Below are 13740 nucleotides of genomic sequence, written 5' to 3' on the forward strand. Positions count from 1 at the left end.
AGTATTTCCTTCTCACCACCAACGAATTTGCTTATCTTTGCACGCAAAGAAAACAAAATCGTATATACACACATGATTCTTTTTTTCAGAACCCCTTCCAAGAGCGTGATTGCCGTAGAGAGCAACCACGAACTTAACGCGAACGACAACAACAAACTCTGCTGGCTTTTTGGTGAAGCCATGCCGGAAAGTGAAGAAAACCTGCAAGGCTGCTTCGTCGGGCCACGACGTGAAATGATTACTCCATGGAGTACCAACGCAGTAGAAATAACCCAGAACATGGGACTCGACGGCATTAGCCGCATCGAGGAATATTTCCCCGTAAAAGATGAAAATGCAGACCATGATCCCATGCTGCAACGCATGTACAAAGGTCTTAACCAAAATGTATTCACTACCAACCGCCAGCCGGAAGCTATTATTTATATCGACGATCTGGAAGCCTACAATGAAAAAGAAGGCCTTGCCCTGTCAAAAGAAGAAATGGACTACCTGAAAAAGGTAGAATCTGATTTAGGACGTCGCCTGACTGATTCTGAAGTATTCGGATTCGCACAAATCAACTCGGAGCATTGCCGTCACAAAATCTTTGGCGGAACGTTTATCATCGATGGCGTAGAACAGGAGTCTTCTCTCTTTCAGATGATCAAAAAGACGACCCAGGAGAACCCCAATAAGATTATCTCGGCCTATAAAGATAATGTGGCTTTTGCCGAAGGTCCGGTAGTCGAGCAATTCGCTCCGGCAGATCACTCTAAGCCCGACTTCTTCCGGATAAAGGACATCAAGAGTGTTATTTCACTAAAAGCGGAAACTCACAACTTCCCTACTACCGTAGAACCTTTCAACGGCGCATCTACCGGTACCGGTGGTGAAATCCGCGACCGTATGGGAGGAGGTAAAGGTTCATGGCCCATTGCCGGAACTGCTGTTTACATGACTTCTTACCCGCGCACCGAAGAAGGACGCGAATGGGAAGACATCTTGCCGGTACGCAAATGGTTGTATCAGACTCCGGAACAGATCCTGATCAAGGCATCCAACGGAGCAAGTGACTTCGGCAACAAGTTTGGCCAACCGCTGATCTGTGGTTCGGTATTAACTTTTGAACATACAGAAAACAACGAAACTTATGCCTACGACAAAGTGATCATGCTTGCCGGTGGTGTAGGTTACGGCACACAACGCGACTGTTTAAAAGGACAGCCGGAAGCCGGCAACAAAGTAGTGGTCATCGGTGGCGACAATTACCGCATCGGATTGGGCGGTGGTTCTGTTTCATCGGTTGATACAGGTCGTTACAGCAGCGGAATCGAGCTGAATGCCGTACAACGTGCCAATGCAGAAATGCAGAAACGTGCCAACAACGTGGTTCGTGCTCTTTGCGAAGAGGATGAAAATCCGGTGGTATCGATTCATGACCATGGTTCGGCCGGACACGTCAACTGTCTGTCTGAGTTGGTAGAAGAATGTGGCGGCCTGATCGATATGAGCAAATTGCCTATCGGCGACAAAACGCTGTCGGCTAAAGAAATTATAGCAAACGAAAGTCAGGAGCGCATGGGACTCCTTATTAAAGAGGAAGCCATTGAACACGTACGCCAAATTGCCGAACGTGAACGCGCTCCGATGTATGTAGTAGGCGAAACAACCGGCGACCATCGTTTTGCGTTCCAGCAAGCGGACGGTGTGCGTCCGTTCGATTTGGCTGTGGACCAGATGTTCGGTTCTTCTCCCAAGACCTACATGATAGACAAAACCGTAGAACGTCACTATACAATGCCGGAATATGAAACATCTAAACTTCACGAATACCTGACCCAGGTGTTGCAATTGGAAGCAGTAGCTTGTAAAGACTGGCTGACCAATAAAGTAGACCGTTCCGTTACCGGTAAAGTAGCCCGTCAGCAATGTCAGGGCGAGATTCAATTGCCATTGAGCGATTGTGGAGTAGTAGCATTGGATTATCGTGGCGAAAAAGGTATCGCTACTTCTATCGGACATGCCCCTCAGGCTGCATTGGCCGATCCGGCGGCAGGTTCTATTCTTTCTGTATCCGAAGCACTGACCAATTTGGTATGGGCTCCGCTGGCCGAAGGTTTGGACAGTGTATCACTCTCCGCCAACTGGATGTGGCCATGCCGCTCACAGGAAGGAGAAGACGCACGCCTCTACACAGCTGTAAAAGCCTTAAGTGACTTCTGCTGTGCACTTCAGATCAATGTACCTACCGGAAAGGACTCTTTGTCCATGACCCAGAAATATCCGAACGGAGAAAAAGTTGTTTCTCCCGGAACAGTTATCGTATCAGCAGGCGGTGAAGTCTCGGACATAAAGAAAGTGGTCTCTCCGGTACTCGTCAACGATGCAAAAACCACACTTTACCATATCGACTTCAGTTTCGACAACCTCAAACTGGGCGGTTCGGCTTTCGCACAGTCATTGGGTAAAGTCGGTAGCGAAGTACCTTGTGTACAGGATGCCGAATACTTCCGTGATGCTTTTCTGGCAGTACAAGAGTTGGTAAATAAAGGACTGATCCTTGCCGGACACGACATCTCAGCTGGTGGTCTGATCACGACTCTGCTCGAAATGTGCTTTGCCAACGTAGAAGGCGGTCTGGAAATCAGCCTTGATAAAATGAAAGAGACAGATATCGTGAAGATTCTGTTCGCCGAAAATCCGGGTATCGTTATTCAGATCAGCGACAAGCATAAGGACGAAGTGAAGAAAATCCTTGAAGATGCAGGTGTCGGTTTCATTAAATTGGGTAAACCGACAGACGAACGCCATATCTTGGTAAACAAAGAGGGTGCTACTTATCAGTTCGGCATTGACTATATGCGTGATGTATGGTATTCTTCTTCTTACCTGCTCGACCGTAAACAGTCAATGAACGGATGTGCTAAGAAGCGTTTTGAGAACTACAAGATGCAACCGCTCGAATTTGCGTTCATGCCGGGATTCAAAGGAAAACTTTCACAGTATGGCATCACTCCCGAACGTCGCACACCGAGCGGTATACGTGCCGCCATCATCCGCGAGAAAGGAACCAACGGTGAGCGCGAAATGGCTTACTCACTCTATTTGGCAGGTTTCGATGTAAAAGACGTGACCATGACCGACCTTATCAGCGGACGTGAGACACTGGAAGATGTAAATATGATTGTTTATTGCGGCGGTTTCTCCAACTCGGACGTGTTGGGTTCTGCCAAAGGATGGGCCGGAGGATTCCTGTTCAACCCGAAAGCAAAAGAGGCTCTTGATAAATTCTATGCCCGCGAAGACACCCTGTCATTAGGTATCTGTAACGGTTGTCAGTTGATGATGGAACTGGGATTGGTAAATCCGGAACACGAGAAGAAAGGAAAGATGTTGCACAACGAATCACATAAGTTCGAATCGACTTTCGTCGGTGTCACCATCCCGACTAACCGTAGTGTCATGTTCGGTTCACTGAGTGGCAGCAAACTGGGTATTTGGGTAGCGCACGGAGAAGGAAAATTCTCTCTGCCATACGATGAAGACCAATACAACGTAGTTGCTAAATACTCTTATGACGAATACCCGGGCAATCCGAACGGATCGGATTATTCAATAGCCGCTCTGGCCAGTGCAGACGGACGCCATCTGGCCATGATGCCTCACCTGGAACGTGCTATCTTCCCGTGGCAAAATGCCTGTTATCCTGCCGACCGTGTACACAACGACCAGGTAACTCCTTGGATCGAAGCCTTCGTTAATGCACGTAAGTGGGTAGAAGAAAAGAAAAAATAATAAGATAAATAATGATGATAAAGGGCGGGCCTACAGATAGGTTCGCCCTTTTTTGTCATTCGTCAACCGTAACAAATCCTTTCCTAAAGTTTGCACTTCTCCACTCTTTTTATTAATTTTGTAAAATCATTCGCCCCCCGAAAGAAAAATCATTAAAGGATTCCAGCTTGTATGAAAAAAATTCTTTTTCTTCTGCTCTTATTGCCTCTTATGGTCTCTGCACAAACTTACAAATATATCGGTGTAGAGGATGGGTTAAGCAACCGGAGGGTATATTACATCCAAAAAGATAAAAAGGGTTATATGTGGTTTCTGACCCACGAAGGTGTGGACAGATATGATGGCAAAGAGTTCAAACGATATAAATTAATGGATGACGGTGAAGAACTCAATTCACTGCTTAACTTGAATTGGCTATATCTGGACCACGAGAGCACCTTGTGGGAAATAGGAAAGAAAGGAAAAGTGTTTCGTTACGACCCGTTACGAGATCAGTTCACGCTGGTCTACAAACTACCAGAAGAGAAAATCAAAGACCGCCCCGCTCCCATCAGTTACAGCTTCATCGATCGGAATAACAACATCTGGCTGTGTAACGAGGAGACTCTCTATTTATATAATACCCATACACTACAGACCCTCCAGATCAAGAACGAAATCGGAGAAGACATCACTGATATCGAACAGATAGACGATACTCACTTCTTTATCGGTACGGAACAAGGTATCCATCATGCGGAGTTGAAGAATCAAGGGCTACATTTGCTTCCTTGCGACAAACTGGATAATCTTCCGATACAAATCAATGAACTTTATTTCCACCGTCCCTCACGTAAACTATTCATCGGGACGTTTGAACGCGGTATTTATGTCTATGACATGAATACCAAACAAAGCACTCAGCCCCATATGAGCCTGACCGACGTCAGCATCACGCGGATAAAGCCGTTGAATAATAAAGAACTGCTTGTCGCTACAGACGGTGCTGGAGTGTATAAGATAAACATAAACTCTTATCTGACTACTCCTTATATCGTTGCCGATTACAACCAGTACAATGAAATGAACGGTAACAACATCTCTGACTTTTACGTAGACGATGAACAACGTATCTGGCTCGCCAATTATCCAATCGGTATCACGGTACGCAATAACCGCCATTCAAGCTATAACTGGATAAAACATTCTATCGGTAACAAACAATCACTTATTAACGACCAGGTAAATTCTATTATTGAGGACAGTGAAAGAGATTTGTGGTATGCCACCAATAACGGAATCAGTTATTACAATTCCGAAACCGGAGTATGGCATTCGTTCATGAGTTCTTTTGAAAAGAATGGAGGCAACAAGAATCACATATTCGTTACACTATGCGAGGTAGAGCCGGGAATTATCTGGGCTGCCGGATATAGTTCGGGCATCTATCAAATAAACAAACGGACCTTATCTGTCGAGTATATCACTCCATCTTCACTGTATGGAGTCAACATCCGGCCGGATAAGTACATCCGTTCGATCATAAAAACAGCCGATGGAGACATCTGGTCGGGAGGTTACTACAACCTGAAACGCATTGATTTTCATAAAAAGACTCTTCGCCTATACCCCAAGCTGAACTCGATAACTTCCATCATGGAAAAAGACAGTAAGCAGATGTGGATAGGTACGGCCACAGGACTATACTTATTAGAGAAAGAATCCGGTAAGTACCAACGTATCGAACTTCCTGTAGAATCAATGTATATTTATTCTCTGTACCAAGCACGGAACGGGCTTCTTTACATCGGAACAAGTGGTTCCGGATTATTGATATACGACCCGGAAAAGAGAACTTTCACCCACTACCACAGAGACAACTGCGCGCTGATTTCCAATAACATATATACCATTCTTTCGGATACCGACGATGACATTATCATGAGTACCGAAAATGGGCTCAGCAGTTATTATCCGGCAGAAAAATTGTTCCATAACTGGACCAAAGATCAAGGACTAATGGCCAGCCATTTCAATGCCGGCTCAGGTACATTGCGTAAAAACGGTAACTTTATATTCGGCAGCTCAGACGGTGCCATCGAGTTTAACAAGGAAATGAAGATACCCAGGAAGTACAGTTCTAAAATGGTACTCAGTGATCTGACAATTTTTTATCAAACGGTCTATCCCGGTGACGAAAACTCCCCGTTAAGTACGGATATCGATGATACCAAAGAACTGGAACTCAGTTACAGCCAAAATATCTTTTCGCTGAAAGTGTCCTCCATCAACTACGATTATCCGTCGAATATTCTATATTCATGGAAGTTGGAAGGATTTTACGACCAGTGGAGCCGTCCCGGAAATGAAAACATCATCCGTTTCACCAATCTGAGTCCGGGAGAGTATACCCTTCATATCCGTGCAGTCTCTAACGAAGATAAACGTATCGTACTCGAAGAACGTACCATGAAAATCAGTATTGCCCAACCCATTTGGCTCAGTTTCTGGGCCATGCTGGTCTATGCAATCGTACTGGCAGTAATTGCCATCATTACTCTCCGCATCATTATTTTGAGAAAACAAAGAAAAGTATCGGACGAGAAAATCCATTTCTTCATCAACACGGCGCATGACATCCGTACCCCGCTGACATTGATCAAGGCACCGCTCGAAGAGATACGCGAACGGGAAGCGTTGACAAAAGATGGCATCAGCAACATGAATACGGCACTGCGAAACGTAAATGCCCTACTGCGTCTGACCACCAACCTGATCAACTTTGAACGGGCAGACGTATATTCGTCAGAACTTTATATTTCGGAATATGAACTGAATACCTATCTGACGGAGACTTTCAACGCATTCCGTCCATACGCAAGCGTGAAGCATATTAACTTCACCTACGAAAGCAATTTCCGTTACCTGAATGTATGGATTGACAAAGAGAAGATGGATTCAATCCTGAAAAATATCATCTCGAATGCCTTGAAATATACACCGGAGAACGGTAGCGTACATATTTATGCTTCGGAGACCAATGACAGTTGGAATGTAGAGGTAAACGATACAGGTATCGGAATACCTGCCAATGAGCAGAAGAAGTTATTTAAAATACATTTCCGGGGTAGCAATGCGATCAACTCTAAAGTAACCGGAAGTGGTATCGGACTCATGCTTGTATGGAAACTGGTTCATCTGCACAAAGGTAAAATCAATCTGAGCAGCGTGGAACATCAGGGATCGTCTATCAAAGTAAGTTTTCCGAAGGACAGTAAGCACTTTCATAAAGCACACCTGGCAACCCGTACCCGTGAACTCAGCACAGAGCAAGTGCCACACGTGTCTCCGGCCGAGATTTATGAAAAGGCGAAAAAGCAACACGACCAGAACCTGCAACGCCTGTTGATCGTTGAGGACAATGATGAACTGCGGAATTATCTGACTCATACATTATCGGATAATTACACCATTCAGACATGTTCCAACGGTAAGGAAGCACTGACGATCGTAAAAGAGTACATGCCCGAACTGATTATTTCGGATATCATGATGCCGGAAATGCGGGGAGACGAGTTGTGCGCCGCCATTAAAAACGATATCGAAACCTCGCACATCCCCATCATCCTGCTTACAGCACTGAATGACGAAAAGAATATCCTGGAAGGGCTGAAAATAGGAGCAGACGAATATATCGTGAAACCATTCAACATTGGTATCTTGAAAGCAACTATTGCTAACTTGCTGACAAACCGTGCATTATTGAAAAGCAAGTATGCCAATCTTGAAGTCAGCGAGGAAGAGGAGGTATCTCCAAACTGTGCTACAGATCTCGATTGGAAATTCATCGCTACGGTCAAGAAGAGTGTTGAAGAGAACATAGACAATCCGGCATTCAATGTAGATGTACTCTGCAATCTGTTGAACATGAGCCGCACAAGTTTCTATAATAAACTGAAAGCACTGACCGATCAGGCCCCTGCTGACTATATCAGATTAATCCGCCTGAAACGGGCGGCGGCATTATTAAAGACCGGTCAGCACTCTGTCACCGAAATATCCGAACTGACGGGATTCAACGATGTCAAATACTTCCGGGAAGTGTTTAAGAAACATTTCAAAGTGAGCCCCAGCAAATATTGTAAAGAGGGCGGAAAAGAGGATGTAGAGGAACAACAAGAATAAGAAAAGAGAATAAGAACAATACGTTAAATGAATATTTATCTTGAAGCATTCGGCATCTTTTTCAAGATTGGTGCCTTCACTATCGGAGGCGGCTATGCTATGGTGCCTCTGATCGAAAACGAAATCGTAACCAAACGGAACTGGATTTCCAAGGATGACTTTATCGATCTGCTTGCCATAGCCCAATCCGCCCCGGGCATTCTTGCCGTAAACATTTCGATCTTTATAGGATACAAGCTACGCGGCATACGGGGAAGCCTTGTCACCGCTCTTGGGACGGTACTTCCGTCATTCGTCATCATATTGGCCATTGCCATGTTTTTTCATAACTTCAAAGACAACCCCATTGTAGAACGAATCTTCAAAGGGATACGTCCTGCTGTAGTCGCACTGATTGCAGCACCCACTTTCAGCATGGCAAAGTCTGCCAAAGTCAATCGATATACCCTCTGGATTCCGGTTATCTCCGCCCTGCTCATTTGGTTATTGGGCTTCTCTCCCATCTGGATTATTATCGCGGCAGGTGTAGGTGGCTTCTGCTGGGGAAAATGGAAACAGTCACATCCCTAATCATTCACATTTACATTGAAACATTATGATTTACCTGCAACTCTTTTATACATTCTTCAAAATCGGATTATTTGGCTTCGGAGGCGGATATGCCATGCTCTCGATGATTCAGGGAGAAGTGGTGACACGCTATGATTGGGTAAGTACTCAAGAGTTCACCGATATTGTAGCTATCAGCCAGTCCACTCCCGGTCCCATCGGTATCAACGCCGCTACCTATGTTGGCTTTACGGCTACAGGCAGTATCTGGGGATCTGTCATCGCCACCTTTGCGGTAGTGTTGCCGTCATTTATCCTGATGTTGACCATCAGTAAGTTCTTCCTGAAATATCAGAAACATCCTGCCGTAGAGGCTGTGTTCTGCGGACTCCGCCCTGCAGTGGTAGGATTATTGGCATCGGCTGCTCTGGTCTTGATGAATGTGGAAAACTTCGGTTCGCCCACAGACGATACTTATACTTTTGTCATCAGCATCATTATTTTCCTAGTAGCCTTTATAGGAACAAAAAAATATCACGCTAACCCGATTCTGATGATTATCGCCTGCGGAATAGCCGGACTAATCTTATACTAGGGGAATCTCACTGCGGAAACTCAAATTCACCACAGAGTAACACGGAGTATCAAAGAACACAGAGTAACATGGAGTTTTTTTGTTACTACTCAATAATTTAGAATCTCCTCTGTGTTACTCTGTGTCCTCTGTGGTGAATGATGACACATCCCCTCATCTTTTGTAATACATTTACAGTTTCACTTTCTTACTTACCGATTTCGATTCATTGTGCAGACGGTCAAGTGCTGTCACAACATAACGGTATTTGTTTTTCCCATCCTTGTAAGGGAGCTTATAGAAATTGTTACGGGTAACGGCAACAATATGCGAAGCATCGTCAATGTTCACTTTTTCTTTATCACCAAAACGATAAACAACGTATTGCACAGCACGATCCATCTCATCTTTAGCTTTCGGAGGAGTCCAGAACAACATGTAACCATCTTCCGTCCATACTTTTTTCACTTTACGGACTTTACCCGGTGCTTTATCATCCATAAAGTCGAAAACGGGAACCAAAGCAGGATACTTATGATACTCCTGCACAAGTGCATCCCGATATTTTCCGGCATTCTCTACCACAGCGCTCGCCGGCCACTGACAACTGCCACCGATCGTCTGATAAGCTCTTTCCAAAGCCATCTTGCGAGGCAGCTGATTCATGGAAGGATTCTTCGGATCGGCATTTTGAATCGTATTCATCACAGACTGGCCAATGAACAAAGGACGGTTCTCCGTATTCTTTGCCCACCATTTCACCAGGGTTTCATAATCGGCGGCAGGATGCCCTATCTGCCAGTATATCTGCGGAATATTATAATCGACCCAACCATTGCGCGCCCAAAGCAATACATCTGCATACAGATCGTCATAGTTCTGCAGGCCGTTGGTCTTGCTTCCGAGCGGATCGTTCTTTTCGTTACGGTAGATACCAAACGGACTAATACCGAACTTCACCCAAGGCTTCAAGCCACGAATAGTCTCGTGTATCTTCTGAATCAATATATTAACATTGCTCCGGCGCCAGTCGGCACGATTGGTGAACCCTCCGCCGTAACGGGCAAAGCTTGCGTCATCCGGAAAGTCCATGCCTTTTGCCGGATAAGGATAGAAATAATCATCCATATGAATAGCGTCTACATCGTAACGCGAAACAATGTCCGCCACCACCATGCAAATATGACGACGACTTTCGGGCAATGCCGGATCAAAAAAGAGTTGATTATTGTAAGTGACAAACCATTCCGGATGGATATTATACAGGTGATTGGCCGACAGCTCACTCTTCAGTGATGTCTTCACCCGATAAGGATTGATCCACGCATGGAACTCCATTCCCCGTTTATGGCACTCGTCGATCATGAACTGCATCGGATCCCAGTAGGGCGAAGGCGCCTGCCCCTGCACTCCGGTTAGGAAACGGCTCCACGGTTCCAATTGTGAAGCATATAAAGCATCTGCCTCCGGACGCACCTGGAATATGATCGCATTGATGCCTGCCCCCTGCAAAGAGTTGAGCTGATCGATAAGTGTTTGTTTTAACTTCTCAGTAGGAATACCACGGAACTGCCCATTAACAGCCTGTATCCACGCTCCGCGAAATTCTCTTTTCGGATAAGGGCTTTGTTGTTGTATTTGTGCCCCCACTCCTGTTGCAAGAAAGAGAGCTAAAAGAAGAATCAGTTTTCTCAGGTTCATAATTGGTTTTCATAAAAATGTGGTGCAAAGATACAATTTTGCTCCTCATTTGCAACGGTTAAGCAAGCAATTCAATCTTCGCAAGTGTTTTTAAGATAAAAGTTCCTTCCACTGTTAGGTTAAACGTTGCTGACTCACTATCTTTGCAGTCCAAGTAACGAAAATGCTTATGACTGATAGTAAATACATCTCTATAAAAGGGGCCAGAGTCAACAATCTGAAGAATATTGACGTAAACATTCCCCGCAACAAACTGGTGGTGATCACCGGTCTTTCCGGTTCCGGAAAATCATCGCTCGCTTTCGACACCCTCTATGCCGAGGGACAGCGTCGCTACGTGGAAAGTCTCAGTAGCTATGCCCGCCAGTTTCTGGGCCGAATGAGCAAACCCGAATGTGACTTTATCAAAGGCATTCCGCCCGCCATTGCCATCGAACAGAAAGTGAACAGCCGTAACCCGCGTTCCACCGTAGGTACCTCGACCGAAATTTACGAATACCTGCGCCTGCTTTATGCACGTGTGGGCAAAACCTACAGTCCCGTCAGCGGAGAGGAAGTGAAGAAGCACTCCATCGAAGACATTGTAAACTGCATGCTCTCTTATCCGGAAGGGACCCGCTATACCGTGCTGACACAGATTTACCTGCATGACGGACGCACGCTCGAACAACAGTTGGAGATCGACCGGAAGCAAGGTTTCAACCGTCTTGAAGTAAACGGCGAGATGGTGCGTATCGACGAATATGCTGCCGGCAAAGAGGACGTGGTATACCTGCTCGTCGACCGAATGACGGCAGCAAAATCCAAGGATGCCATCAGTCGCCTGACCGACTCTGCCGAAACAGCCATGTACGAAGGCGACGGCATGTGTATGCTTCGCTTTTATCAGCCGGACGGAACGACCCGGTTGCATACTTTCAGTACCAAATTCGAAGCCGACGGTATGACGTTCGAAGAACCGAACGACCAGATGTTCTCGTTCAACTCCCCGATCGGTGCCTGTCCCGTATGTGAAGGATTCGGAAAAGTGATCGGTATCGACGAGCACTTGGTGGTGCCTAACCGTTCTTTGTCCGTCTACGACGGAGCCATTGTCTGTTGGCGGGGCGAAAAGATGGGAGAATGGCGCGAAGAGCTGATCCACAATGCCGAAAAATTCAACTTCCCGATCTTTACTCCTTACTACGAGCTAACCGACGAACAGCGCCGGGTGTTGTGGGAAGGAAACCAATACTTCCATGGCATCAACGACTTCTTCAAGATGCTCGAGGAGAATCAGTATAAGATTCAATACCGTGTGATGCTGGCACGCTATCGCGGAAAGACGCTTTGCCCGAAATGCCACGGCACCCGTCTGAAACCCGAAGCGGGATACGTCCGCGTGGGTGGAAAGAACATTTCCGAACTGGTAGACCTGCCTATCACCGAATTGCAAAAATTCTTCGACTCGCTCACGCTGAACGAACACGACCAGGCCGTAGCCCGTCGTATCCTGACGGAAATCAACAGCCGCATCCGGTTCCTGATTGATGTGGGTCTGGGCTATCTCACACTGAACCGCCTCAGCAATTCGTTGTCGGGCGGAGAAAGCCAGCGCATCAACCTGGCCACTTCGTTGGGAAGCAGCTTGGTGGGCAGCCTTTACATCCTCGACGAACCGAGTATCGGACTCCACAGTCGGGATACCGACCGATTGGTTCATGTGCTCCGCCAACTCCAGCAGTTGGGCAACACGGTCGTGGTGGTAGAGCACGACGAAGAAATCATCCGTGCCGCAGACTACATCATCGACATCGGTCCGAATGCCGGACGACTGGGCGGACAGGTAGTATACGAGGGTGACATGAAAGATTTAAAGAAAGGCAGCAACAGTTATACGGTGAAATACCTGCTGGGCGAAGAGACCATTCCCGTGCCGGAACACCGTCGTCCATGGAACAACTATATCGAAATAAAAGGTGCCCGTGAAAACAACTTGAAAGGTGTGGACGCCCGCTTCCCACTTAATGTGATGACGGTAGTGACGGGTGTTAGCGGTTCGGGAAAGAGCACACTGGTACGCGACATTTTTTACCGCGCGCTGAAACGCGAACTGGACGAATGCAGCGAGCGTCCTGGAGAATTTGTGTCCATCGAAGGCGACCTGCGCAATCTGCGCAATGTGGAGTTTGTCGATCAAAATCCCATCGGCAAGTCTTCCCGCTCCAATCCGGTGACCTACATCAAAGCATACGACGAAATCCGCAAGCTCTGGGCTGACCAGCCGCTCGCCAAACAAATGGGATATACCGCAGGACATTTCAGCTTCAACAACGAGGGTGGGCGTTGCGAAGAGTGTAAAGGTGACGGAACCATCACAGTGGAAATGCAATTCATGGCCGACCTGGTGCTGGAGTGTGAATCATGTCACGGAAAACGTTTCAAGGCCGATACACTCGAAGTGAAATTCCAGGATAAAAATATCTATGACATACTGGAAATGACAGTCAACCAAGCTATTGAATTCTTTACGGAACACGGACAGAAGAAGGTTGTGAAGAAACTGATCCCCTTGCAGGATGTCGGTTTGGGATATATCAAACTGGGGCAATCTTCATCTACCCTGTCAGGAGGAGAGAACCAACGCGTGAAACTGGCTTACTATCTGAGTCAGGAGAAAGCAGACCCGACGCTGTTTATCTTCGACGAACCTACTACGGGATTGCACTTTCACGATATACGCAAGTTGCTCGATGCATTCGATGCACTGATCCGACGCGGACACTCCATCGTAATCATCGAGCACAACATGGATGTCATAAAATGTGCCGATTACGTGATAGACCTCGGACCGGAAGGCGGAGATAAGGGCGGCAATATTGTGGCAACCGGAACGCCGGAAGAGGTGGCTGCCTGTGCGGCAAGTTATACGGGACAATTCCTGCAGGAGAAACTGAACCACTTGTAAAACAAGCAAGGGTTCTCTAATCAATTTT

Annotated in this window: 6 protein-coding genes; 5 read left to right on the forward strand and 1 reads right to left on the reverse strand. The window is 46.5% G+C overall.

Annotated elements, in window-relative coordinates; genetic code table 11:
* The first annotated feature begins 72 nt into the window (after positions 1-72).
* The 4 genes from purL (at position 73) to BF9343_RS15150 (ending at position 9085) form a co-directional block, all read left to right on the forward strand.
* Entirely contained in the window at positions 73-3777 is a 3705-nt protein-coding gene (gene purL / locus BF9343_RS15135; protein WP_005814911.1) for a phosphoribosylformylglycinamidine synthase, read from the forward strand.
* 171 nt (positions 3778-3948) lie between these two features.
* Complete coding sequence (locus BF9343_RS15140; protein WP_005789596.1) at positions 3949-7941, forward strand: hybrid sensor histidine kinase/response regulator transcription factor; 3993 nt, start codon at positions 3949-3951, stop codon at positions 7939-7941.
* Between the two features lie 27 nt (positions 7942-7968).
* Entirely contained in the window at positions 7969-8511 is a 543-nt protein-coding gene (locus tag BF9343_RS15145; RefSeq protein WP_010993290.1) for a chromate transporter, read from the forward strand.
* Between the two features lie 25 nt (positions 8512-8536).
* The gene (locus tag BF9343_RS15150) at positions 8537-9085 is read left to right on the forward strand and encodes a chromate transporter (protein ID WP_005814907.1); all 549 of its coding nucleotides are present in this window, start codon (positions 8537-8539) and stop codon (positions 9083-9085) included.
* A gap of 171 nt (positions 9086-9256) precedes the next feature.
* On the opposite strand, the gene BF9343_RS15155 is transcribed toward BF9343_RS15150, so the two are convergent.
* Positions 9257-10765, reverse strand: coding sequence for a glycoside hydrolase family 10 protein (locus BF9343_RS15155; RefSeq protein WP_005814905.1), 1509 nt, complete (start codon positions 10763-10765; stop codon positions 9257-9259).
* Between the two features lie 169 nt (positions 10766-10934).
* Here BF9343_RS15155 and uvrA point away from each other — a divergent pair, with 169 nt between their 5' ends.
* Positions 10935-13712, forward strand: coding sequence for an excinuclease ABC subunit UvrA (gene uvrA, locus BF9343_RS15160; RefSeq protein ID WP_009292944.1), 2778 nt, complete (start codon positions 10935-10937; stop codon positions 13710-13712).
* Positions 13713-13740 lie beyond the last annotated feature (28 nt).

The sequence above is a fragment of the Bacteroides fragilis NCTC 9343 genome (assembly GCF_000025985.1).
Taxonomy (GTDB): Bacteria; Bacteroidota; Bacteroidia; order Bacteroidales; family Bacteroidaceae; genus Bacteroides; species Bacteroides fragilis.